Raw genomic sequence first — 23,659 nt, forward strand, 5'->3', positions numbered from 1 at the left:
TTGTGGTCGTAAAGCCACGGTTCCGCCATGTCCGCCATGATATAGAGACGAGTTCAAGATCAGCCGGGCAGGTCGCGACGCCGTAAGGGGGAGGGCGACGATACTGCCGCTAGCCGAGGTCAAAATTCTCGATGCGGTTCATATTGCGCCTTTTCGGATGGGCGTTCGCCGCCGGTACGATCCTGTTCGTCATCGGCGTCGCAGGCGCTGCCGGCGTGATCTGGCACTACTCCAAGGACCTGCCCGATTCGGCGCAGCTGCGGAATTACGAGCCGCCGGTGATGAGCCGTGTCCATGCCGGCGACGGCAGCCTGATCGCCGAGTTCGCGCGTGAACGCCGGCTTTATCTGCCGATCCAGGCAGTGCCGAAGCTGATCATCGACGCCTTCCTCTCGGCCGAGGACAAGAACTTCTACAAGCATTTCGGCGTCGACCCCGAGGGCCTCGCCCGCGCCGCGATCTCGAACTTCCGCAATCGTGCTTCTGGCCGCCGCCCGCAAGGCGCTTCGACCATCACCCAGCAGGTGGCAAAGAACTTCCTGGTCGGTTCGGAACAGAGCATCGAGCGCAAGATTCGCGAAGCGCTGATCGCGCTGCGCATCGAGTCGACCTATTCCAAGGACAAGATCCTCGAGCTTTATCTCAATGAGATCTATCTTGGAGCGCCGGCGCCGGGGCAGGGCAGCTACGGCGTCGCCGCAGCCGCGCTGAACTATTTCGGCAAGTCGGTGCACGAGTTGAACGCGCAGGAGGCGGCTTATCTTGCGGCGCTGCCGAAGGCGCCGACCGACCTGCACCCGTTCCGCAATCGCGAGCGCGCGATCGAGCGGCGCAACTATGTGCTCGACCGCATGGCCGAGAACGGCTTCCTCAAGCGGCCCGATGCCGAGGCTGCCAAGAAGCAGCCGCTGGGCGTCAACCCGCGCACGGTCTCGCCGAACCAGATCGCCGCCGGCTATTTCGCCGAGGAGATCCGGCGCGAGCTGCAGGATCGCTATGGCGAGAAGAAGCTGCTCGAAGGCGGGCTCTCGGTGCGAGCCACCGTCGATCCCAAGATGCAGCTGATGGCGCGCAAGGCGCTGGTCGACGGTCTCGTACGCTTCGACGAGGCGCGCGGCTGGCGTGGCGCGATCCAGAAGATCGATGCGTCGAGCCGCGAATGGGGTCTCGCCATCGCCGAATTGCCGGTGCTCGGCGACGTCAAGCCCTGGCGCCTCGCCGTCGTGCTCGACGTCGCTGGTGACAGCGCCCGCCTCGGCCTGCAGCCAGTGCGTGAGACGTCGGGCCAGCTCCGGCCGGAGCGCGAGACGGTGACGCTCGGCCCGGACGGCATCCGCTGGACGCGGCGCACCCGCGTCTCGCAGGCCGTCTCGGCGGGCGATGTCGTCTATGTCGAGCCACTCGACGGCAAGCCCGGCCAGGTCCGTCTGCGCCAGATGCCCGAGGTCAATGGCGCGATCACCGTGATGGACCCGTTCTCGGGCCGCGTGCTCGCCATGGTCGGCGGTTTCTCGCATGACCAGTCGGAGTTCAACCGGTCGACGCAGGCGCTGCGCCAGCCGGGCTCGTCGTTCAAGCCCTTCGTCTATGCGACGGCGCTCGACAATGGCTACACCCCGTCCAGCATCGTGCTCGACGCGCCGATCGAGGTCGACCAGGGCGGTGGCCTCGGCATGTGGACGCCGAGCAACTATGACGGCAAGTTCACCGGACCGCGGACGCTGCGTTACGGCATCCAATTCTCGAAGAACCTGATGACGGTGCGCCTCGCCAAGGATGTCGGCATGCCGCTGATCGCGGAATATGCCCGCCGCTTCGGCATTTATGACGACATGCTGCCGGTTCTCTCGATGTCGCTCGGCGCCGGCGAGACCACGGTGATGCGGATGACCGCGGCCTATTCGATGCTGGCCAATGGCGGCAAGCGCATCCGGCCGACCCTGATCGACCGCATCCAGGATCGTTGGGGCGCGACGATCTACAAGCATGACCAGCGTACCTGCGAGGGCTGCGAGGCCGATAAATGGGCCAACCAGCGTGAGCCGCGCCTGGTCGACAATCGCGAGCAGGTGCTCGACCCGCTGACCGCCTACCAGATGGTTTCGATGCTGGAAGGCGTCGTCAACGCCGGCACCGCGACGGTGGTGAAGTCGGTCGGCAAGCCGCTCGCCGGCAAGACCGGCACCACCAACGACGCCAAGGACGTCTGGTTCGTCGGCTTCTCGCCGGACCTCGCCGTCGGCGTTTATATGGGCTTCGACAAGCCGAAATCGCTCGGCAACTCGGCGACCGCCGGCCAGTATGCCGCGCCGATCTTCCGCGATTTCATGACCGTCGCGCTGAAGGACAAGCCGGCGACGCCATTCCGCGTGCCGCCCGGCATCAAGCTGATCCGGGTCGATCCGCGCACCGGCATGCGCGCCGGTGGCGAGGGCGGTATCCTGGAAGCGTTCAAGCCGGGTACGGCGCCGCCGGACAGCTATTCGGTGATCGGCGCGTCCGACGGCACGGGCGGGGCGATGAGCGTCGCTCCGGCGGGCGGTCGCTCGGTCGGCTCCGGCACGGGCGGGCTCTACTGAGCCCTCCCATTCCCGCCAAGGCAACGGCGCTCGCCGCGCCTTTGCGGGATATCCTGCGGGCGGAACTGGCACGCGGCAACCGGATCGCGGAGATCGCCGACTGGCCTCCGCATTGCGAGCTGCTGGTGATCCTCGAACGGCCCTTTCGCAAGCGCTATACGCTGACGGCGGGGCTCGACTACGCGGATATCGACGACCCGCATTGCTGGAAAGCCGAATACCGCCATGACGGCGGGCGCCATTGCCTCGCCTGCGGCTTCTGAGCGCCAGCCAGACAAGGCCAGGCATTTACAGCGCGGCACATCCTTTCTATGCCAACGCCCGAACAGCCCTCTGCACAGGACTTCGATCCAGGATCATGCGCCCAGAGATTCAAACGCAACTCGACAACGCCAAGCAGTCGATCGGACTGCTGAGGAGGCATCTTTGACTGGGATGTCGCTCAACGACGCCTGGCGGAGCTGAACGCGCTCTCCGAAGGCCCGGATTTCTGGAACGACGCCGAGACCGCGCAGAAGCTGATGCGCGAGCGGACTTCGCTCGAAGACCAGATCAACGGCATCATCAAGCTGGAGCGCGAGCTCGACGATGCGCTGACGCTGATCGAGCTCGGCGAGATGGAAGAGGACGCAGCCACCGTCTCCGAGGGCGAGGCGGCGATCAAGGCCGTCGAGGTCGAGGCGGCGCGCCGCCAGGTCGAAACGCTGCTTTCGGGCGAAGCCGACATGCTCGACACCTATGTCGAGATCCATCCCGGCGCCGGCGGCACCGAGAGCCAGGACTGGGCCGAGATGCTGCTGCGCATGTATCGGCGCTGGGGCGAGCGGCGGAAGTTCAAGGTCGACATGCTCGACTACCAGGACGGCGACCAGGCCGGCATCAAATCGGCCACGCTGCAGTTCAAGGGTCACAACGCCTATGGCTGGCTGAAGACGGAATCGGGTGTGCACCGGCTGGTGCGCATCTCGCCGTTCGACTCCAATGCGCGCAGGCAGACCTCCTTTGCATCGGTCTGGGTCTATCCGGTGGTCGACGACCGGATCGTCATCGAGGTCAACGAATCGGACTGCCGCATCGACACCTATCGCGCGCAGGGAGCGGGCGGCCAGCACATCAACACCACCGATTCGGCGGTGCGCATCACCCATATCCCGACCGGGATCGCCGTGACCTGCCAGCAGGAACGCTCGCAGCACAAGAACCGAGCCAAGGCCTGGGATATGCTGCGTGCTCGCCTCTACGAGGTCGAGCTGAAGAAGCGTGAGGACAAGGCGAATGCCGAGCAGGCCTCCAAGACCGATATCGGCTGGGGCCACCAGATCCGCTCCTATGTGCTGCAGCCCTACCAGCTGGTGAAGGATCTGCGCACGGGCGTCAGCTCGACAGCGCCGTCCGATGTACTCGACGGTGATCTCGACCCGTTCATGGAGGCCTCGCTGGCGCAGCGCGTCTATGGCACCGAGGTCGAAGTCGAGGACATCGATTGAGCCCGAAAAAGCGCTCCCGCGGCCGCGAGATCCTGATCAATCTCGCGGTTTCGGCCGGCAGCGTCATCGTCTTCCTGCTGTTCTGCGAGCTGGTGCTGTTCCGTTTCGTGCTGCCGGCGAGCGACGTGCCGCGCAATGCCTTCGTCAACGAGGTGGTGCGCTACCAACTGGGGCAGAGCGGCGTCTGGCGCGTGCGTGACGAGATCGCCGCGCCGTTCAAGATCAATGCGCAGGGCTGGAACTCGCCGCTGGCGGACTATCCGGTCGAACGCAAGCCGGGGACCAGTCGCATCGCCTTTGTCGGCGACAGTTTCGTCGAGGCGTTGCAGGTGCCGTTCGACAGGGGCTTTGCCGAAGCGATTGGCGCCAAGCTGGCTGCCAAGGGGCCGGTCGAGGTCCAGCGCTTCGGCGTCGCAGGCGCGCCGCTCAGCCAATATCTGCAGATGATCGATCGGGAGGTCGTGCAGCGTCGTCCCGACCGGATCGTCGTGAATCTGGTCCATAACGATTTCGACGAGAGCTTCGCCTTCAAGCCAGGGCGCTACACGTCGAGCTTCCTCAAGCTGAAGATCGAAGGCGGTAAGGTCGTCGGCGAGGTCGCGCCCGAGCCGTGGCGGGCAGGCAGGCTTGAACTCGTCCGTCAGAGCGCGACGGCCCGCTTCCTGCTCTATCGCTGGCAGGTCAGGCCGCAGGCGCTGCTCGATGCGATCCTCGGCCCTGCCAAAGCCGCGGGCGAGGGCGGTTATGCCGCTAATATCGATGTGGCGAGCGTGTTGGCGCAGGAGGCCGATATTCGCGTCGCGACCGATTACCTGTTCGGCCGGCTGAAGGCGCGTGCCGATGCGATCGGGGCGAAGCTCCAGCTCGTCATGGATGGCGATCGCGCAGCGATCTATGCCGGCAGGGCCGACAGCCCAGCGCTGAAGCTCAACCGGATCGCCGCCGAGATGGCCGGCAAGCACGGTATCGCTTTCCTCGACCTGCATCCGGTCTTCGCCGCCGAATGGGCCAGAGCCGGCAAGCGCTTCGAATTCCAGGCCGACGCGCATTGGAACGAGTACGGCCATCAGGTCGCGGCCGCCGCTATCGCCGAAGCCTTGCACTGACTTGATTCGCGAATAAAAACAGATCGCTGCATGTGAATGCTGCAGCGATCTGTGAAGTCATTGGGATCCGGCCGGAGCGCCCTGAAGCGATGATTCAGACCCGCCCGGCGAGCTTGTTGCCGGCGCGCAGGAAGCGGTTTGGATCGACCGGATCGCCGTCGAGGCGGGTTTCGTAGTGCAGATGCGGGCCGGTCGAGCGGCCGGTCGAGCCGACGCGGCCGACAAGACTCCCGCTGGTCACGCTCTGGCCTACGCTGACCAGGATCGCCGACATGTGAGCGTAGCGCGTGGTGAGTCCGTTCGCGTGCTCGATCTCGACCATGTTGCCGTAGCCACCCGAATACTCGGCGGTCACGACCTTTCCCGGGCCAGTGGCGCGCACCGGCGCTCCGTGCTCGGCGCGCAGGTCCATGCCTGTGTGCAAGGCGGCTCCGCGGGTAAAGGGATCAGCGCGGTAGCCATAATTGGAGCTCAGCTCGAGCTCCCCATCGAGCGGCCTGTTCAGCGGCAACCGCTCGGCGAGGCCGCGCAGGCTGAATACCGTCGCTATGCGCGGCTGCAACGAGCTCAGCGTCGCCTCGAAGGGGCCGGCCGCAGGGTCGATGTTGAGCGGGACGAGCGGTCCGCCGACGCCCTTTGCAACAGTACTCGCAGCTGCGAGCTTGTCGGTGTCGAGTCGGGTCTCTGCGAGCGCGCCACGCAGCGTCTTCTGTGTCTCGCCGAGGGTTCGGTCGATGTCGCGCAGGGCGGCGAGCTGGGCTGCCGAGCTGCGCTCGATCGATTGATCGAGCTGGATCAGCGCTCCGGCGACACGCTTGGCCGGCGGTATCGGCTCCTCGGCCTCGCCCGATTGCCAGGGGGCCGGACGGTCGTCGGCGCCGCGCAGCGGCAAGGTCTCGGGAGCGGGTGTCGGCTTGCCGGACGTGAAAGGCGCGAAGCTGGTGACGCCGGAGGCACGGATCGGCTCCTCGGGCTTGATCATGCGCTGGCGGAGCGGGTTCTTCGCCGCTTGCGATACACCGATACCGGCCGATTGCAGGCTCTCGGTGACGGCGTTGACCAGGGACTGCCGCGATTCAAGCTCGGCCTGACGCGTGGCGATCTCGCCGACGCGGGCCTCGACCCCGTCCTGATCGAGCAACGCACGACTGGCGAGCCGGTCGACATCGGCGCGCAGCGCCGCGATGCGATCCTCATAGGCGTATTGGCGCGAGGTCTCGCGGCTGATCAGCCGCGCGGCGAGATCGTCCTTGCGCAGGATGTACCAGCTCGTCGCGCCACTCCAGGCGGTGGTCAGCGCCAGCAGGCTCAGCCCGAGCAGCGCGGTCGAGCGGCTGATCGTAAAGCTACGGCGAGACAGGATGCCGGTCACGGGGAGTGCGGGGCCGGCAGCGTGGGCACGAGAATCCGAGGGAATCATACGCAAAACCGAGTTGACGCTGCGATGGTTCGATTAGACCCTGTTAGGGTTAATCAATCGCAAACCAAGGTCGGTTTCGCCCGCTTTCAGCCTCGCAGGCGTCAGAGTTCCCGGGTTGCTGCGAGCACGTCCTCGGCATGGCCCTTGACCCTGACCTTGGCCCAGACGCGAACGATCTTGCCCGCCGCATCGATCAGGAAGGTGCTGCGTTCGACGCCCATGTAGTGGCGTCCGTACATCTGCTTCTCGACCCAGAGGCCATAGGCATCGATCGCCTTGCGCTCCTCGTCCGAAACCAGAGTGAGCCGCAAGCCGTACTTCTGCTTGAACTTGTCGTGGCGCTTCACCGAATCGGGCGAGATGCCGATCACTATTGCGCCGGCCGCGGCGAAGTCCTCGCGCAGTGCGTCGAAGGAGAGCGCCTCGTTGGTACAGCTTTGCGTGTCGTCCTGCGGATAGGCGTAGAGCACGACCTTGCCGCCGCGCAGGCTGGAGAGCGTGAGCGAGCCGCCGCCATCCGTCGGCAAGGTGAAGTCCGGGGCCGCAATGCCTTCGTTCAACGCCATCTTTGCCTTCCTTTGGTCTCGATCACGTGCAAGGGCCGGGCGAGCCGCCTGCGACAAGCCGGCTCAGACCACAGACCAGAACCGCCCGGAACGAATCAGCTAGCTTGCGTGTTGCTGTACCGCTCCCGGGATCAGGCGCATCATGCGGACAGCAAGGCGGCCCGCCGCCGGAGCCGTTACATCGATCCGCACGATTCGAGCAGCAAGACAAGAAGCGTTTCCGTTTGACCGAGAACAGCAAGATCAGCGTTACCTCCGCATCTGGCGCGACTTCCGCGGCGGAATGCCAGGAGGTCGCCGCCGTAGCGAAGCGCGCCTGGCGCGGTATCGTCACCATTACAGTGGCCGTTTGTGTTGCGGTGGTGACCCTCGGTTTTGTCGGAGCCGCCTTGCTGGTCAGCGGCTTCATTCCCCTGTCAGGGCTCGAGGGTCGGATCTCCACGGCCATCGAGGAGCGGCTCGGGCCGAACTGGAAGGTCACGGCCGAGCAGGCCGAGCTCGATCGTGTCGACGGCCGTTCGCGCCTGCGGGTTCGCGAGGTCTCGTTTCGGCACGCCAGCGGGGCGTCGTTCCGGGCGCCGGAGGCTGTCCTCGGCTACGACGCGATGTCGTTGTTGCGCGGGAATATCCGCCTGGTCTCGCTCGACCTGCGCGGCGTCAATATCCGGCTCGGCGTCAGGCAGGACGGGTCGCTGCTGCTGGAGCAGGATGTCCAGCCGGAGCAGGTATCGAAGACGCCCGTGGCCGGTGATCCGGTCGATTGGGACGCTTTCGCCGGTGCCATGAATGCGATCGGCGCATTGGTCTCGAACGAGGGCCTGCTCGGTTCGCTCGAGGTCGCCGGCATTGGCGGGGCTCGTGTCACGTTGATCGATCCGGCCGGGCGGCAACGATCCGGCCTTGAAGATGTCGATGTCAGATTGGAGCGGTTCGGCGGTGGGCAGGCCCGCCTGTCGATGAAGGGACGGATCGGCCCGCGCTGGAAGGAACTGGCCATCGATCTGTCGAATGCTCCCGACGGTACGCGTACCGCCACAGTCGACATCCAGCGCTTCGAGCCGGCCGAGGCTGTTGCTCTCGCCTTCGGCAACGCCATGGTCGCGCTGGATGGCATGGCGCTCAGCGGCAAGATTTCGCTGACCCAGGCAGGTAGTGGCGAGCGCAAGCTCGCGGCGCGGCTGACCGTCGCGCCGGGCGTCGTCCGTGTCCACAATTCCGGGCTCGACCCGATCGAGGTGCAAGGGGCGAAGCTCGATTTCAGCAGCGAGGACGGGTTCAAGACGATCAAAGTCGCGGCGATCGAACTCCAGGCCGGGGAAACCAAACTCGCCGGCAGCGGGCAGGCGCGGAACGAAGGCGGCATCTGGCGGCTGGTACTCGATGGTGGCGGCCAGGTCGCGGGCATCGGCAAAGATGCGGCCGTCGTGATCTCGGCCCTGAGAACGCAGATCGATGTCGATCCCGGCGCTGGTGAGGTGCGAATGGGCCAGCTCTCGTTCAAGGGGCCGCTGATCAACGCCGAAGGCTCAGGCATGGCGCGTCGGCGCGACGACCAGAATTCGCACCAGTTCCAGATCAGGGCGGTCGATACCGATATGCGGGCAGCGCTTGCGGTCTGGCCGGCCGTGACCTCGCCCGGGCTGCATGGAGCTCTGACGGAGATGGTCAAGAGCGGGCGGGTCGAGGAGATCGACGTCAAGGTGACGATGTCGCCGGAGGCGAATGCGAGGCTGGCGAATGGCAAGGGCATGGACGACGACGCCGTTGCCGTGGCGTTGAAGGCCTCGCAGGTCAGCTTCCTGCCCAATCCCGGCCTGCCGCTCCTCACCGATGCGCGCGTCGTAGGTTCGACGACTGGCCGCACTGTCGATCTCGTGATTCCGCAAGCCACGGCCGAGCTCGGCGACGGGCGAAAACTGACACTGAGCGAAGGTACCTTCGCCATGTCCGACACCTGGGCGGATCGGCCGCAGGCGCGGATGAGCTTCAAGTCGACAGGTTCCGCCGATGCTCTCGTCGCTCTCCTCAACTTCCCGTCCCTGCGTGAATTCTCGCCGCTCAAGATCGAGCCAGGCGCACTGCGCGGCGCGGTCGATTTGACCAGCCAGCTCTCCTTGCCGCTCGTCAACGACCTGCAGTTCGCCGATGTCGTGATCCGCAGCAGCGGCGCCCTGTCGAATGTCGCTTCCGACAACCTGCTAGGCGGTGAGAAGCTCGAAGGTGCCAATCTGGCCCTGACCTATGATCGCGGCCAGCTTTCAATCAAGGGGGAGGGCAAGGTCGGCGGCGACAAGGCGCCGATCGAGCTCAAGCAGAACGCCAAGGGCCAGGGCGAGGCGAGTGTCTCGCTCGCCCTCGACAATGCCGCGCTCAAGCGGCGTGGCTTCGGCCCGGAGACCGGCATCAGCGGGCCGGTGCAGATCAAGGTGGTCAAGCCGTTGGGCAAGACGCCGGAGGCGCCACCGCGGGTCGAGGTCGACCTGACCAAGGCCGCGATCGATTCAGGCGTACCGGGGGTGAGCAAGCCCGCCGGCCGGGCCGGCAAGGCGGCCTTCACCTATGTCGTCGATGACGACGGCCCGGACCTTGAAGACCTGACGATCGAGAGCGCGCCGCTGCTGGCCAAAGGCCGCATCTCGCTGACGAAGCAGAACGCCTTCGAGAGCGCCAGCTTCTCGCAATTGCGCCTGTCGCCCGGCGACAATCTGACCAAGGTCGAGATCGGGCGCGACGGCGGCGTGACCAAGCTCTCGGTGCGCGGGCCGGTGCTCGATGCGCGGCCCTTCATCCGCGATCTGTTCGATGCGCCAGCAGCTCCGACGCGCGGCGCGCGGGGTGGCCAGAGCGCTGCATCAGGCCCGGATTTCGATCTCGACCTCGACGTGCCGATCCTGACCGGCTTCAACAATGAGGCGCTCGGCAATTCGCAGCTCAAGCTCTCGCGTCGGAACGGGGCCCTGCGCTCGGTCGCTTATCAGGGCCGCATCGGCAAGGCCGACCTTTCGATCAAGCAGGCCAGGCAGGGCGAGGGCGCCGGCCAACTGGTCATGCAGTCGGAGAATGGCGGCGCCACCTTGCGATTCCTCGACCTCTATCGCCGCGCCTATGGCGGCGACCTGATCCTGCAGCTCGGGGCCGGCGAGGGGCGCCAACCGGGCGAGTTGCTCCTGCGCAATTTCACGGTGCGGGACGAGCCGGCCTTGCGCCGCGTCGTCGGCCCGCCGGGCTCCCAGTCGCCGAACGCGCTCGACAGCACCGGCGCGCCGGTCCCGCGCATTGATGCGAGCGATGTCGCCTTCACCAAGCTAAGGGCCGAATTCGTGCGCAGCGCCAGCCGGATCGATGTCAGCGACGCGGTGCTGTGGGGCCAGCAGGTCGGCTTCACCATCCAGGGCAGCGTCGACTATGGCCGCGACCGCGTCGACATCGGCGGCACCTTCGTACCGGGCTATGCCTTCAACAACGCCTTTGCGCAGGTGCCGGTGGTCGGCATGATCCTCGGTGGTGGACAATATGGCGGGCTGTTCGCGGTGAATTTCCGCGTTTCTGGTTCAGCCAGCCAGCCGACGATGACGGTGAACCCGCTCTCGGCGATCGCACCCGGCATCCTGCGCCGCTTCGTCGATCCGCTTGGCGGCGGGCCGCTTGAGCAGACGCGCCCCGGCGCCAGATTGCCCGCGCCGGGTGCCGCGGAGCGCTAGATACAGGAGCGCTCAGCTCGCGGTGCGCAAGCTGGGCGCTCAAACCATCTCTGCTTGGCGATGGCGTCCGTCAGACCGGCCGCAGCAGGATGTGCTTCTTCTTGCCGAAGGAGAGCTTGATCGCGCCGTCGACGAGATCGCCCGGCGACAGTGTCGCGCGCTCGTCGCTGACCTGAACGTCGTTGATGCGCAAGCCGCCCGCCTTGATCTGGCGGCGTGCCTCGCCGGTCGAAGGCACGAGGCCGGCGGTGACGAAGGCGTTGAGCACGCCGACCCCGGCCTTGAGCTCGGCTGACGGCACTTCGATACTGGGCAGGTCGTGGGCGGCCCCGCCTTCCTCGAAGGTCTTGCGGGCGGTCTCGGCCGCGGCCTCGGCCGCCTCGCGGCCGTGCAGCAGCGCCGTCGCCTCGGTCGCCAGCACCTTCTTGGCCTCGTTGACCTCCGAGCCGCCGAGCGCCGCGAGCCTGGCGATCTCGGCCAGCGGCAGGCGGGTGAACACCTTGAGGAAGCGGCCGACATCGGCATCCTCGGTGTTTCGGAAATACTGCCAGAACTCATAGGGGCTGAAGAGGTCGCCATTGAGCCAGACGGCGCCGCTGGCGGTCTTGCCCATCTTGGCACCGGAGGAGGTGGTCAGCAGCGGCGTCGTCAGCGCGAAGAGCTGCTTGCCGTCCATGCGGTGCGCGAGATCGACGCCGTTGATGATGTTGCCCCACTGATCGGAGCCGCCCATCTGCAGGCGGCAACCATAGCGGCGGTTGAGCTCGACGAAGTCGTAGCCCTGCATGATCATGTAGTTGAACTCGAGGAAGGACAGCGATTGCTCGCGATCGAGCCGCAGCTTCACCGAGTCGAAGGACAGCATGCGGTTGACCGAGAAGTGCCGGCCGACCTCGCGCAGGAACTCGACATAGTTGAGCTTGAGCAGCCAGTCGGCGTTGTTCACCATCAGCGCATCGGTCGGGCCGTCGCCATAGCGCAGGATGCGCGAATAGACCTTCTTGATGCTCTCGATATTGGCGTTGATCTCCTCGATCGACAGCAGCTTGCGCTGGTCGTCGCGGAAGGACGGGTCGCCGACCATCGAGGTGCCGCCGCCCATCAGCGTGATCGGCCGATGCCCGGTCTCCTGGAACCAGTAGAGCATGGTGACCGAGATCAGGTTGCCGATATGCAGGCTGGTCGCGGTCGCATCATAGCCGACATAGGCGGTCTGCGGCCCCTGGCGGCAGAGGGCGTCGAGCTCCTCCGGGTTCGAGACCTGGTGGATGAGGCCGCGCTCGTCGAGCGCACGCAGGAAATCGGATTTGAAGGCGGTCATGGCGGTTTGCGATCTGATCTTTGTCGTTCCGCCGTCGTCTAGAGCATGTTCCGCCAAAGTGGAAACCGCTTTTGCGGCGAAAGCGCCCCGGGGCGTTATCCGGGAATGCGATCGAGCCATAGCCTGGCGGGGTCGCTGCGGTGCGGCGGCTCCAGGGCGTCCCGTGTGAGCCCCAGGTCACGGAGCGCTCGATCGTCCAGCGTCGCGAGAGGGTACCGTGTGCGAGCGGCGCTCGCGCGGCGCTGCCAGAGCGCCAGCAGGCCGTGCAGGAGGGAAGCGCCGCCGCGCGGGGCGAGCGGCGCCGTATGCGAAAGGCAGGTCATGATCGGATCCTCGGGAGAGCAGGCGGTCATGCCCGCTGATGTGAGGTGAATCTGGGCCAGACGGGGCAGGGCGACAAAGCGGAAGATTGTCACCTGCCATAAAGAGAGCTTATGCTTCTGTATGCCTGCGCAACCGCCGCCGCCGAAGCTTCCGCCCCTCGCCGCGGTCCGAGTCTTCGAGGCTGCCGCGCGCCACCAGAATTTCACCCGCGCGGCCGAGGAACTCGGCATGACGCAGGCTGCCGTGAGCTATCAGATCCGGCTGCTGGAGGATCGCGTCGGAGCAGCGCTGTTCGTGCGCCAGCCACGCCAGGTCGCGCTGACGGCGATCGGCCAGCGGCTCGCCGGGCCGGTGGGCAAGGCGCTCACCGATATCGGGACAGTGTTCCGCGATATCTGCGAGGCAAACCAGACGGTTTTGACGATCTCGTCGCTACAGACGATGGCGATCACCTGGCTGTCGCCGCGATTGGCCCAGTTCCAGATCGAGAACCCGCAATTCGCCGTGCGCGTCCGGACTTCGCAGCATCTCGTCGACTTCGCCACCGAGGCTGTTGATCTTGCCGTGCGCTATGGGCCGGGCTCATGGCCAGGCGTCGCGGCGGAGAAGCTCTTCGCTTGCCATTATGCGCCGCTCTGTTCGCCCGAACTGCGCGAACGGCTGCAATTGCGCGAGGCGGCCGATCTGTTGCGCGCTCCGTTGCTCAGTCCCGACGAGACGTCCTGGAAGGTCTGGTTCGCCGATCTCGGCCTCGACCAGCCGCAGCAAGGCGCCCGGGCGATGTCGCTGGAGATGCAGGCGATGAATGTTCAGGCCGCGATGCGCGGGCACGGCGTCGCGATGGCCGTGCCCGAGCTTTTCGCCTATGATATCGCGGCCGGGCGGCTCGTCTTCGCAGTGGAGCACGCCATACGCGACCAATGGGCCTACTGGGTCGTCTATCCGGTGGAACGCCAGCGCGATCGCAAGATCAGGCTGTTCCGGGACTGGATATTGGCGGAGGCGCGGGCAGCGGAGATGACGCTGCCCTTCATGGCCTCGAGCTTGGGCTTGATCCACTCATCGGCGTGAGCCGGGGCTCAGGCCTTTTCCTGCTCGCTCTTGATGATCTCGGGGCCGACCTTGCGGTCGAGATAGGCGCTGACCTGCTCCATCAGCTGGTCGACGCGGCCGTCGAAGAAGTGGTTGGCGCCCTCGACCACGGCGTGCTCGATCTGGATGCCCTTTTGGGTCTTCACCTTCTCGATCACCGCCATCACTTCCTTGACCGGAGCGACGCGGTCCTCCGAGCCATGCACGAACAGGCCGGAGGACGGGCAGGGCGCGAGGAAGGAGAAGTCGTAGCGATTGGCCATCGCCGCGATCGAGAGGAAGCCCTCGATTTCCGGGCGCCGCATCAGCAGCTGCATGCCGATCCAGGCGCCGAAGGAAACGCCGGAGATCCAGCAGCTCTTGGCCTCGGGGTTCAGCGCCTGCATCCAGTCGAGCGCGGCGGCGGCATCGGAGAGCTCACCGGCGCCGTGGTCGAACTGGCCCTGGCTGCGGCCGACGCCGCGGAAATTGAAGCGCAGCGCCGAGAAGCCGCGGTTAACATAGGTGTAGAACAGGTTGTAGACGATCTGGTTGTTCATCGTCCCGCCGAATTGCGGGTGCGGGTGCAGGATGATCGCCAGCGGCGCGCCGCGCTTCTTGGCGGGCTGGTACCGGCCCTCGATCCGGCCGGCCGGACCGTTGAAAATCACCTCTGGCATCGCATCTCGCCTTTTGTCGGGCGAGGCACGCGGGCGACCGGCTGAAAAGCGGCGTTGCTGCCGCTGAAAAGCCTGCTCACCCTTGACGGCCCCGCCGCTCGCGCCCTACATGGAGCGCTTAGAATGGTTCTAACAGCCGTGAACAGAACTGGAACGCGCGAGCGAAGGCTGCTTGCGGTTCCGGTCCATCGCGGCTCGGACGGGCGGCTATAGCACGGCGCGGGGGTGCGATTTCAAGCATTTCGTGCCGCGTCTTCGGGCAAGCCCTCCGGAGCGGAGCAAAAGCGCAGGTGTTTGCGACGACCCGCAGCTATCTCGACCACAACGCCACGACGCCGGTGCGGCCGGCCGTGGCGGAGGCGATGCTGCGGGCTTTGCAGATGCCGGGCAATCCATCCTCCGTCCATAATGAGGGCCGCGCGGCCCGTGGCGCGATCGAGCAGGCCCGCGAGCAGGTCGCGGCGCTCATCGGCGCGAAGGCGAGCAATGTCGTCTTCACCAGCGGCGGCACCGAGGCCAATGCGACGATCCTGTCGCCCGGCCTCAGCGATTGCAGCGGCGCGCGTGACTGCGTGCGGGCGCCGGTGACGCTCTTGCTGCACAGCGCCAGCGAGCACCCTTGCGTGCGCGACGGCCATCGCTTCCCCGCGGATCAGGCTGAGGCGATCCCGGTCGATAGTGAGGGGCTGGTCGATCTCGGCTGGCTCGATCAACGGCTCGCGCGCCTCGCGGCGGAGCAGCCGGATGAGCGCGCGCTGGTCTCGGTCCATCTCGCCAATAACGAGACGGGCGTGGTCCAGCCAATTGCGGAGATCGCCGGCATCGCCAGGCGCCATGGCGCGCTCGTGCATTCGGACGCCGTCCAGGCCGCCGGCAAGATCGCGATTGATATCAATGCCTTGGGCGTCGATGCTCTGACATTGTCCGCCCACAAGATCGGCGGGCCGAAGGGTGTCGGCGCGATCATCTTCCGGACCGGGGCGCTCGAACTTGCCGACAAGCCTCTGCGCGGTGGCGGCCAGGAGCGCGGCTGGCGCGCCGGCACCGAGAACCTGCCGGGCATCGTCGGCTTCGGCGTCGCCGCAGAAGAAGCGGGCAAGGCGCTCGCAGGTGAGACGACCCGTCTGGCTGCTCTGCGTGACCGGCTTGAAACCCAGCTCGTGGCGCTGGCGCCCGATACGGTGGTGTTCGGTGGCAAGGCTTCGCGCCTACCCAATACCTCCGCCTTCGCGACGCCGGGCATCAAGGCCGAGACGGCGCTGATCATGCTCGATCTAGCCGGAGTGGCCCTGTCATCAGGCTCGGCCTGCTCGTCCGGCAAGGTCAGGCGCTCGCATGTGCTAACAGCCATGGGCGTCGACCCTGTCATGAGCGAAGGGGCCTTGCGCGCCTCGCTCGGATGGACCACCTGCGAGGCGGACATCGACCAATTCATCGCGGCCTATGCGAAGGCCTTGGCCGCGAACCCGAACCGGCGGACGCAGGCGGCGGCCTGAGCGTTCTCCGCAAGAGCAAGACCGAACCGGCGGGCCTTGAACCCGCGACAGGAGTGTAGAGATGGCAGCGGTCCAGGAGACCATCGATCAGGTCAAGTCGATCGACGTGACCGAGTACAAATACGGTTTCGTCACCGAGATCGAGATGGACAAGCCCGCCAAGGGCCTGACCGAAGATACGGTGCGCTACATCTCGGCGCGCAAGAACGAGCCGGAATGGATGCTGGAATGGCGGCTCGACGCCTTCCGGCGCTGGAAGACCATGACCGAGCCGACCTGGTCGCGTGTCAACTACCCGCCGATCAACTACCAGGACATCTATTATTACGCGGCGCCCAAGAGCGGTGCCTCGCCGCAATCGCTCGACGAGGTCGATCCGGCGATCCTGGAGACCTACAAGAAGCTCGGCATCCCCTTGCGCGAGCAGGAGATTCTGGCCGGCGTCGCGCCGGAGAACCGCGTCGCGGTCGATGCGGTGTTCGACTCGGTCTCGGTCGTCACCACCTTCAAGAAGGAGCTGGCCCAGGCCGGCGTGATCTTCTGCTCGATCTCGGACGCGATCCAGGAGCATCCCGAGCTGGTGAAGAAGTACCTCGCCACCGTCGTGCCGGTGACCGACAACTACTTCGCCACGCTGAACTGCGCCGTCTTCACTGACGGCTCCTTCGTCTACATCCCCAAGGGCGTGCGCTGCCCGATGGAGCTGTCGACCTATTTCCGCATCAACGAGCAGAATACCGGCCAGTTCGAGCGCACGCTGATCATCGCCGACGAGGGCTCCTATGTCAGCTATCTCGAAGGCTGCACCGCGCCCAAGCGCGACGAGAACCAGCTGCATGCGGCGGTGGTCGAGCTGATCGCGCTCGATGATGCCGAGATCAAGTACTCGACCGTGCAGAACTGGTATCCGGGCGATGCCGAGGGCAAGGGCGGCATCTACAACTTCGTGACAAAGCGCGGCGATTGCCGTGGCAAGAACTCGAAGATCTCGTGGACGCAGGTCGAGACCGGCTCGGCGATCACCTGGAAATACCCGTCCTGCATCCTGCGCGGCGACGGCTCGCGCGGCGAGTTCTACTCGATCGCGGTGTCGAACGGGGCGCAGCAGGTCGATAGCGGCACCAAGATGCTGCATCTCGGCGAGAACACGACGTCGAAGATCATCGCCAAGGGCATCGCAGCCGGAAAGTCGGACTCGACCTATCGCGGCATGGTCTCGGCCCACCGCAAGGCGACGAACGCGCGCAACTTCACCAATTGCGACTCGCTGCTGATCGGCGACCAGTGCGGCGCCCACACCATCCCCTATATCGAGGCCAAGACCGCGACGGCCGTGTTCGAGCACGAGGCGACCACGTCGAAGATCGGCGAGGACCAGATGTTCTACTGCCAGCAACGCGGCCTCTCCGAGGAAGAGGCGGTGGCGCTGATCGTCAACGGCTTCGTCAAGGAGGTGCTGCAGCAGCTCCCGATGGAGTTCGCCGTCGAGGCGCAGAAGCTGATCACGATCTCGCTCGAGGGGAGCGTGGGGTGACGCCCCGTCATGGTCGGGCTTGTCCCGACCATCCACGTCTTTCTTTCAAACGCTCAAGTCGTGGATGCTCGGCACAGGGCCGAGCATGACGCGGCAGGAACTTGGAACCGAACAATGCTCGAAATTCGTAATCTGGTCGTCAAGATCGCCGACGAGGACAAGCAAATCCTCAACGGCCTCAACCTCACCGTGAACGCCGGCGAGGTCGCTGCGATCATGGGGCCGAACGGCTCCGGCAAGTCGACGCTGAGCTATGTCATCGCCGGCAAGGAGGACTATGAGGTCCTCGACGGCGAGATCCTGCTCAATGGCGAAAACCTGCTGGAGATGGAGGCCGATGCCCGCGCCGCCGCCGGCATCTTCCTCGCCTTCCAGTATCCGCTGGAGATCCCCGGCGTCGCCACCATGACCTTCCTCAAGGCGGCGATGAACGCGCAGCGCAAAGCACGCGGCGAGGCCGAGCTGCTGACCCCGGACTTCATCCGCCAAGTCAACGGCGCCGCCGACAAGCTCGGCATCGACCGCGAGATGCTGCGCCGGCCGCTCAATGTCGGTTTTTCCGGCGGCGAGAAGAAGCGCATGGAAATCCTGCAGATGGCGCTGCTGTCGCCGTCGATGTGCATTCTCGACGAGACCGATTCCGGCCTCGACATCGACGCGCTGCGCATCGTCGCCGACGGCGTCAACGCTCTGCGTGCCCAGAACCGCGGCTTCCTGGTGATCACCCATTATCAGCGCCTGCTCGATCATATCGTGCCCGACACCGTGCATGTGATGTCGAAGGGCAAGATCGTCAGGACCGGCGGCAAGGAGCTGGCGCTCGAGCTCGAAAAGAGCGGCTATGCCTCCTATGGCGAGGCTGCGTGATGGCGCTCATCACCCCGCTCAAGACCGCGGCCGAGCAGCAGCTCGCCGAGCAGTTCGCCAACATCAAGGCCGAGCTGCCGGGCGCCGGCGCGATGCGCAAGCTGCGCGAGGATGCCTTCGCCGGCTTCGAAACCAAGGGCCTGCCGCATCGTCGGCTCGAATCCTGGCGCTATACCGACCTGCGCAACCTGGTGCGCGAGGCGATGCCGCTGGCGCGTCGTCCGGCACGCCCGCAGGCGATCACCGACCGGCTGGCGCTGCAGACCATCGCCGGCCGGCGCTTCGTCACCATCGACGGTATCTTCAGCGCGGCTGATTCCGATCTACAGGGCCTGCCTGCCGGCATCACGGCACGCAGTCTCGCCGAGGCGCTGACCGAGGCACCGGATGAGATCGCGGCCGCCTTCGCCGTGCCGGAGGTGGCGCGCGACGACGGCGCGCTGATGCTCAATGCCGCCTTCGCCCAGGACGGTGTCGTGATCGAGATCGCGCCCGGGACGGAACTCGACCAGCCACTCGTGCTGCTCGCGCTAGGCTCCGGCGAAAGCGAGGCGGCAATCGTCTCGCGCTCGCTGGTCAAGGTCGGCGCCGGCGCCAAGGTCACGATCGTCGAGCTGCAGGAGAGCGTCGGTCCGGCGCCAGTGCAGGTCAATCACGCCACCGCCTTCGTCATCGGCGACGGCGCCGAGGTTGAGCATGTCCGCATGGTCACTCGCCAGCGCGCCGAGACCGTGCAGGTGCAGTCGCTGCTCGCCGAGCTCGGCGCGCATGTCTCGTTCGACTCGATCGCAGTCGCCGTGAATTGCGGCGTGCTGCGCCAGCAGAGCTTCCTGCGCTATGGCGGCGAGCACAGCCGTGCGGCGCTGCGCGGCATCAACCTCTTGCGCAAGCAGGAGCATTCCGACGTCACGCTGGTGATGGACCACGCAGCCGCCCATGGCGAGAGCCGTGAGCTGTTCAAGACCATCATCGAGGGCGAGGGCACCGGCGTTTTCCAGGGCAAGGTCATCGTCCGTCAGCATTCGCAAAAGGTCGACGGCAGCATGAAGAGCCACGCGTTGCTGCTGAACGATGGCGCGACCATGTTCAACAAGCCGGAGCTCGAAATCTTCGCCGACGACGTGGTCTGTGGCCACGGCGCGACCGTGGCGCAGATGGACAGCGATCAGCTCTTCTACCTGATGGCGCGCGGCCTGCCGCGGCCGCAGGCCGAGGCGCTGGTGCTCGCCGCTTTCGTCGGCGAGGTCTCGGACATGGTTGGCGATGAGGGCGTTCGCGAGATCGTCGGCCGCGAGATCGACTGCTGGCTCGGCCAGCGCGATGGCGCACCCAAGCTCGGAGCCGCCTGATGCCTTACGTCAACCTGCAGATCACCAAGGGCGCGACACGCGAGCAGAAGGCCGAGATCGTCAAGGAGTTCACGCAGACGCTCGTCCGCGTGCTCGGCAAGAACCCGCAGAGCACCCATATCGTGATCCAGGAGATCGAGCGCGAGGATTGGGGGCATGCCGGCACGCTTGTCGCCGACCGGCCCGCCACGCCTGCCGGAAAGGCCTGAGATGAACGCGATCGCGAAGCCCTACGACGTCGCGGCGATCCGCAAGGACTTCGCGATCCTCTCGCGCGAGGTCTACGGCAAGCCGCTGGTCTATCTCGATAACGCCGCCTCGGCGCAGAAGCCCGAAGCGGTGATCGAGGCGATGACGCGGCTGATGCGCGAGGATTACGCCAATGTCCATCGCGGCCTGCACTACCTCGCCAACGCCTCGACCGAGGCCTATGAGGCGGCTCGCGAGAGCGCCCGGCGCTTCCTCAACGCCGCCCATATCGAGGAGGTGCTGTTCACCCGCTCTTCGACCGGGGCGCTGAACACGGTCGCCTCCTCGCTCGGGCAATATCTCAAGATCCAGGATGGCGACGAGATCATCCTCTCGATCCTGGAGCACCACTCCAACATCGTGCCCTGGCACTATTGGCGCGAGCGCCACGGCGCCGTGATCAAATGGGCACCGGTCGACGAGGACGGCAATTTCCTCATCGAGGAATTCGAGAAGCTGATCACGCCGCGCACCAAGGTGGTGTCGCTAACCCATATGTCGAACGCGATCGGCACCATCGTCCCGATCGCCGAGGTCGCGAAGATCTGTCAGGCCTATCGCATCCCGCTGGTCGTCGATGGCTCGCAGAGCGCGGTGCATCTGCCGGTCGATGTGCAGGCGCTCGGCTGCGACTTCTACGCCTTCACCGGTCACAAGACCTATGGGCCGACCGGTTCCGGCATCCTCTGGGGCAAGCGCGAATGGCTCGAGAAGCTGCCGCCTTACGAAGGCGGCGGCGAGATGATCGCGACCGTCAGCGAGGATGCGATCACCTATAACGACCCGCCGCACCGGTTCGAGGCGGGCACGCCGGCGATCGTCGAGGCCGTGGGCCTGGGCGCCGCGCTCGACTACATGATGGCGCTGGGACGCGAGAACATCGCGGCGCACGAAGCGAGGCTCAATGCCTACGCCATGCAGCGCCTCGGCGAGATGAACTCGATCCGCATCTTCGGCAAGGCGAAGGAGAAGGGCGCTATCATCGCCTTCGAACTCGCCGGCGCCCATGCCCATGACGTTGCGACCGTGATCGACCGCGCCGGCGTTGCCGTCCGGGCCGGAACTCACTGCGCCATGCCGCTGCTTGCCCGCTATGGCGTGACCTCGACCTGCCGTGCGTCCTTCGGCCTCTACAACACGCTGGAGGAAGTCGATATATTGGTGGAAGCCCTGCGCAAGGCGGAAGAGCTGTTCTCATGACGCTCCGCCTCGTGCCGACCGGAAGTTTAGCGATGACCGAGACCGCTGTTGAAGACTTCAAGCCGAATGCGCCGACCATGGGCGCCGGTTCCGGCCTGCCGCCGGAGGAGATCGACCGGCTGACCGATGACATCATCGCGGCGCTCAAGACCGTCTACGACCCGGAGATCCCGTCCGACATCTACGAGCTCGGCCTGATCTATCGCGTCGACATCGCCGACGACCGGCAGGTCGCGATCGACATGACGCTGACCGCGCCGGGCTGCCCGGTCGCGGGCGAGATGCCGGGCTGGGTCGAGAACGCGGTCGGCGCCGTGCCGGGCGTCTCGGGCGTGACCGTCAACATGACCTTCGATCCGCCCTGGGACCAGTCGCGCATGTCGGACGAGGCCAGGGTCGCGCTCGACATGTGGTGAGCGTGGAAGCTTCACCATCCTCGCAAACAGGAAAGGCCGCTGCGACGCAGCGGCCTTTTTCGTTGTCGTGATGCCGGTCAGAAGCCGAAGTTGAAGCCGGCCTTGACGATGTCGCCTGCGGTGCGGGTCCGCATGGTTGCGTATTGGCCGGGCGCCAGCCCGGTGAAGTCCTGCAGCAGCATCCGCTTCTGGCCGAGCTCGTAATGCGTGTAGTCGAGCCGGACCGTCATGCCCGGCGCCATCGCATATTCGACGCCGCCGCCCAGCGCCCAGCCGTGGAAGATGCCCGAGCGCGAGCCGCTGGCTGCCGAGGTGGTCTGCAGATTGTCGGGCAGGATCGAGCCCTTCTGCTCGACCAGCCCATAGGCGTAGCCGCCGGTGCCATAAATCAGGAAGTCGCCGAGCACGACGCCGGCGCGCACCCGAACCGTGCCCAGCATCGAGAGCTCGTTGCTGGAGCGGGTGGTGAACTGCGTGCCGGGATTGGCGGAGACGCTCTTGGCACCGCCGAGGCGTGTGGCCGAGAGATCGGTTTCGGCGCCGATCACGACCGCGCCGATCTGGTAGTTGAAGCCGAACTGGGCGCCGCCGACCGCGCCTGTTCCATCCGGCGTCAGGCTGCGCGGGACTGCCGACGTATTGATCGCCCAGGGGGCGAGCGTCGGCGTGCCGGGGATGGTCACGCTCGACGAGTTGGTCGACGTGCTGGTGGTCGTGGTGGTCGTGTTGGTCGTTGCGGTCACGGTCGTCGTGACCGGGATGGAATCGTTGGTGGTCGTGAACGTGCTCGTCGACGTGGTCGTGGTGTTCGCGACATTGGTCGTCGTGGTGGTCGAGGCGTTGGTCGTCGTGGTCGTCGGAGACACCGTCGGACTGCCATAGGGGCCTCCGATCGTCGTGCGACCGCTTTGCTGCCCGCTGCCGAGCGAGCCGCCGACATAGAAGCCGCTCCAGCGCGGCCGATTGGGCAGGATGACCGGCAGGGCCGGGGCATAGATCGGCGGCGGAGGAGGCGGCGCAGTCTGCGGTTGGCGCGGCACGCCGGGGCGGCCGGGCGAGGGCGTACGCGGCGTGTAGTCGGCGCGGCGGACCCGCTGCTGCTGCAGCGCCGGGCAAACCGGGCAGGTCTGGGCGACCTGGACGCGGTTGCGACTGGGTGCGGTGGCGGCCAGCCGCAGCGCCTCGTTCTCATGCTGCGAACCGGGATAGAGGCGGGCGAAGAGCTTCAGGGACTCGGCGTCGCCGGCGAGCACGGTCTCGGCCCAGGCGGTCTCCTCGGTGCGTTGGGACAGGATGCGGTGCAATCTCAATGCGTTCTGGTCATCGGGATTGATGTCGAGCGCGGTGCGATAGATGTCGCGTCGGTCCCACGCGATGGCGGTGCGAGAGGCGTCGGCGGGCGACATGGCGCGCAGCGCCGTTGCGGTTGGGCGGGTTGCGAGCGGGACGGCGCCGGCGATCGCAGGCTGCGCCGGAGGCGTGCCGGCCGGGCGCGGGAAGAAGCTGACATCGGTGATCAGCGAGGAGGTATCCCAGGGGATCTGGATGCCGTTGGTGGTGTCGTAGACGGCGAGGCGGATGCGCCGAAAGACTTGCTCGATCGGCAAGCCGGGCTCGCGCGCCTCGCGCAGGAAGGCGGTGGTGAAGGGGCTGTTGGGGCCGGTGCCGTCGGCAGCGGTCGAGCCGGGGGAGGTCGCGAAGGCGACGAAGGTGCCACTATTGGAATCGATGCGAGCGAGACCGGCTTCGCTGCGGACCCCCTCGTTTGCACCGTCGACCATCTGCAAGGCCAAGCCGCGGGAGAGTTCGCGTGCGGCGAACGGGTTGTTGCGGCAGGCGTCGAGGATCGCGATCTTCGATCTGGCGCCGGCTGCGTCGAGCTTGCGCAGGATCTCCGTCAGCGAGAGCGACTGGTTCGGAATGTTCGCCGAGGTTTCCGGCCGCACATCCGTCGGCAGGATGTAGTTCGCGCCATCGAGCTGGACGGCGTGGCCGGCATAGTAGACCAGCGCGGTCGAACCGGTGCCGCCCTGCTTCACCTTCTCGACGAAGACGTCGAGGGCGCTGCGCAGGCCGGCGAGCGAGAGATCGGTCGCGGCGGTGACGTCGAAGCCGGCCTCCTGGAGCATGGCACGCGTCGCATTGGCGTCGTTCAAGGCGTTCGGCAGCTTCGCAATGTTCTGGTAGGCGCCGTTGCCCATGACGAAGGCGAAGCGTCTCTGTTGCGCCGCTGCAGGCGACACTGTGAGAGCTATAGCGCCGATGATGGCGCTGAGTGCTAAGAAAACACAGA

At 66.1% G+C, this 23,659-nt stretch carries 19 protein-coding genes; 13 read left to right on the plus strand and 6 right to left on the minus strand.

The annotated features are described in order from the left end of the window. The first annotated feature begins 131 nt into the window (after window positions 1-131). The 4 genes from B6S44_RS03480 to B6S44_RS03495 all read left to right on the plus strand — a co-directional run bounded on the left by B6S44_RS03480 (window position 132) and on the right by B6S44_RS03495 (window position 5,172). Window positions 132-2,579 (plus strand): penicillin-binding protein 1A, encoded by a 2,448-nt coding sequence (locus tag B6S44_RS03480; protein ID WP_129155339.1) that lies wholly within the window; start codon window positions 132-134, stop codon window positions 2,577-2,579. A gap of 41 nt (window positions 2,580-2,620) precedes the next feature. Continuing rightward, window positions 2,621-2,842 (plus strand): hypothetical protein, encoded by a 222-nt coding sequence (locus B6S44_RS03485; protein WP_206735069.1) that lies wholly within the window; start codon window positions 2,621-2,623, stop codon window positions 2,840-2,842. 95 nt (window positions 2,843-2,937) lie between these two features. Further along, window positions 2,938-4,066, plus strand: a protein-coding gene (prfB, locus tag B6S44_RS03490) for a peptide chain release factor 2 (protein ID WP_129155341.1) whose coding sequence is annotated in 2 segments (ribosomal slippage) — window positions 2,938-3,006 and window positions 3,008-4,066 — 1,128 coding nt in all. Because the reading frame shifts where the segments join, the coding sequence is not laid out codon by codon here. Next, window positions 4,063-5,172: an SGNH/GDSL hydrolase family protein gene (locus B6S44_RS03495; protein WP_129155342.1), complete on the plus strand. Its 1,110-nt coding sequence runs from the start codon at window positions 4,063-4,065 to the stop codon at window positions 5,170-5,172. The genes prfB and B6S44_RS03495 overlap by 4 nt, the downstream gene beginning before the upstream one ends. A gap of 94 nt (window positions 5,173-5,266) precedes the next feature. On the opposite strand, the gene B6S44_RS03500 is transcribed toward B6S44_RS03495, so the two are convergent. Both B6S44_RS03500 and B6S44_RS03505 read right to left on the minus strand, forming a co-directional pair. Then, on the minus strand, window positions 5,267-6,544 hold the full coding sequence (locus tag B6S44_RS03500) for a M23 family metallopeptidase (protein ID WP_164985707.1): 1,278 nt from the start codon (window positions 6,542-6,544) through the stop codon (window positions 5,267-5,269). A gap of 149 nt (window positions 6,545-6,693) precedes the next feature. Next, window positions 6,694-7,158 carry a peroxiredoxin gene (locus B6S44_RS03505; protein ID WP_129155344.1) on the minus strand — a complete coding sequence of 155 codons (465 nt, stop codon included), beginning with the start codon at window positions 7,156-7,158 and terminating at the stop codon, window positions 6,694-6,696. Between the two features lie 224 nt (window positions 7,159-7,382). Here B6S44_RS03505 and B6S44_RS03510 point away from each other — a divergent pair, with 224 nt between their 5' ends. Next, a complete protein-coding gene (locus B6S44_RS03510; protein WP_129155345.1) occupies window positions 7,383-10,859 on the plus strand; it encodes a hypothetical protein in 3,477 nt (1,158 codons plus the stop codon). Window positions 10,860-10,929: 70 nt separating this feature from the next. On the opposite strand, the gene tyrS is transcribed toward B6S44_RS03510, so the two are convergent. After that, window positions 10,930-12,180, minus strand: a complete 1,251-nt coding sequence (gene tyrS / locus B6S44_RS03515) for a tyrosine--tRNA ligase (protein WP_129155346.1) — start codon at window positions 12,178-12,180, stop codon at window positions 10,930-10,932. 95 nt (window positions 12,181-12,275) lie between these two features. Beyond that, entirely contained in the window at window positions 12,276-12,734 is a 459-nt protein-coding gene (locus B6S44_RS30170) for a DUF1127 domain-containing protein (RefSeq protein WP_465246079.1), read from the minus strand. Here B6S44_RS30170 and gcvA point away from each other — a divergent pair. Then, a complete protein-coding gene (gene gcvA / locus B6S44_RS03525; protein WP_129155348.1) occupies window positions 12,625-13,575 on the plus strand; it encodes a transcriptional regulator GcvA in 951 nt (316 codons plus the stop codon). The two genes, B6S44_RS30170 and gcvA, sit on opposite strands and share 110 nt — an antisense overlap. A gap of 8 nt (window positions 13,576-13,583) precedes the next feature. On the opposite strand, the gene B6S44_RS03530 is transcribed toward gcvA, so the two are convergent. Further along, window positions 13,584-14,255 carry an alpha/beta hydrolase gene (locus B6S44_RS03530; protein ID WP_110489485.1) on the minus strand — a complete coding sequence of 224 codons (672 nt, stop codon included), beginning with the start codon at window positions 14,253-14,255 and terminating at the stop codon, window positions 13,584-13,586. Window positions 14,256-14,545: 290 nt separating this feature from the next. Between B6S44_RS03530 and B6S44_RS03535 the strand changes: the two genes are divergently transcribed. The 7 genes from B6S44_RS03535 (at window position 14,546) to B6S44_RS03565 (ending at window position 21,366) form a co-directional block, all read left to right on the plus strand. Then, complete coding sequence (locus tag B6S44_RS03535) at window positions 14,546-15,751, plus strand: cysteine desulfurase family protein (RefSeq protein WP_129155349.1); 1,206 nt, start codon at window positions 14,546-14,548, stop codon at window positions 15,749-15,751. A 61-nt stretch (window positions 15,752-15,812) separates the two neighbouring features. After that, entirely contained in the window at window positions 15,813-17,285 is a 1,473-nt protein-coding gene (sufB, locus tag B6S44_RS03540; protein ID WP_129155350.1) for a Fe-S cluster assembly protein SufB, read from the plus strand. A gap of 114 nt (window positions 17,286-17,399) precedes the next feature. Next, complete coding sequence (gene sufC, locus B6S44_RS03545) at window positions 17,400-18,152, plus strand: Fe-S cluster assembly ATPase SufC (protein WP_129155351.1); 753 nt, start codon at window positions 17,400-17,402, stop codon at window positions 18,150-18,152. Continuing rightward, the gene (locus B6S44_RS03550) at window positions 18,152-19,501 is read left to right on the plus strand and encodes a SufB/SufD family protein (protein ID WP_129155352.1); all 1,350 of its coding nucleotides are present in this window, start codon (window positions 18,152-18,154) and stop codon (window positions 19,499-19,501) included. The genes sufC and B6S44_RS03550 overlap by 1 nt, the downstream gene beginning before the upstream one ends. After that, the gene (locus tag B6S44_RS03555) at window positions 19,501-19,710 is read left to right on the plus strand and encodes a tautomerase family protein (protein ID WP_129155353.1); all 210 of its coding nucleotides are present in this window, start codon (window positions 19,501-19,503) and stop codon (window positions 19,708-19,710) included. The genes B6S44_RS03550 and B6S44_RS03555 overlap by 1 nt, the downstream gene beginning before the upstream one ends. Before the next feature lies 1 nt (window position 19,711). After that, window positions 19,712-20,950, plus strand: a complete 1,239-nt coding sequence (locus tag B6S44_RS03560) for a cysteine desulfurase (RefSeq protein ID WP_129155354.1) — start codon at window positions 19,712-19,714, stop codon at window positions 20,948-20,950. Window positions 20,951-21,027: 77 nt separating this feature from the next. Then, window positions 21,028-21,366, plus strand: coding sequence for an SUF system Fe-S cluster assembly protein (locus B6S44_RS03565; RefSeq protein WP_248309441.1), 339 nt, complete (start codon window positions 21,028-21,030; stop codon window positions 21,364-21,366). A 77-nt stretch (window positions 21,367-21,443) separates the two neighbouring features. Here B6S44_RS03565 and B6S44_RS03570 read toward each other — a convergent pair whose 3' ends face one another. Beyond that, a complete protein-coding gene (locus B6S44_RS03570; protein ID WP_164985708.1) occupies window positions 21,444-23,609 on the minus strand; it encodes a caspase family protein in 2,166 nt (721 codons plus the stop codon). Window positions 23,610-23,659 lie beyond the last annotated feature (50 nt).

This window comes from Allobosea sp. Tri-44 (assembly GCF_004123845.1).
Classification (GTDB): domain Bacteria; phylum Pseudomonadota; class Alphaproteobacteria; order Rhizobiales; family Beijerinckiaceae; genus Allobosea.